This is a genomic window from Vibrio sp. 1978, assembly GCF_033344345.1.
Genome location: NZ_JAWPOP010000696.1, coordinates 1 through 610 on the forward strand (window position 1 = coordinate 1; position 610 = coordinate 610).

2 protein-coding genes are annotated in these 610 nt (G+C 48.4%); both read right to left on the reverse strand.

All coding sequences use genetic code 11. The features are described from left to right. Positions 1 to 74 (reverse strand): YheV family putative metal-binding protein (locus R8N49_RS28605; protein WP_318190634.1); only part of this gene is annotated, 74 nt, incomplete at its 3' end. A 33-nt stretch (positions 75 to 107) separates the two neighbouring features. Continuing rightward, positions 108 to 610 (reverse strand): NAD-binding protein (locus tag R8N49_RS28610; RefSeq protein WP_318190633.1); only part of this gene is annotated, 503 nt, incomplete at its 5' end.

Genomic DNA, 610 nt, shown 5'->3' on the forward strand with positions numbered 1-610 from the left:
CACCAGCGTAGGGTATCTTGCTGGCTGCACTGTGGGCACGTTGCACCCGCGATAAAACGTTTCTTGGCTTTCACTTTTGTTCCTTTTCCCGCTTAGGTCTGCGGGTACTACTTCCAATGATTAGGCGACTGGTGATCGCTTTCCATCTCACGACCAAAAATTTCTTCTAGCTCTTTACGAGCTTCTTTGGCTCTTTGGGCGAGCTTCTTATCTTCATTATGCTGAGGCAGCAAGTCTTTAAGCATAGCATTATCGAGCTTACGAAAATGTGCTTCTGCCCGCTTTGCTTGATATGGGTGCATGCCTAACTCAACCAGAGTTTGACGACCAAGATCCAGTGCGCCTAAAAAAGTCTCACGCGAATAGTTTTGCACACCATGGCTCATCAACTGATAGGCTTCCACTCGGCTTCGAGCACGAGCGAGCAATTTGAGATTCGGAAAATGCGTACGGCAGATATCGACAATCGCCATCACTTCATCCGGCGAGTCTGTACAAATCACTAACGCTTCCGCTTTGTCTGCGCCAGCGGCGCGCAACAAATCGATTTGCGTGGCATCGCCATAAAAAACTTTGTAGCCGTACTTACGCAGTAAATGAATTTGGCTGG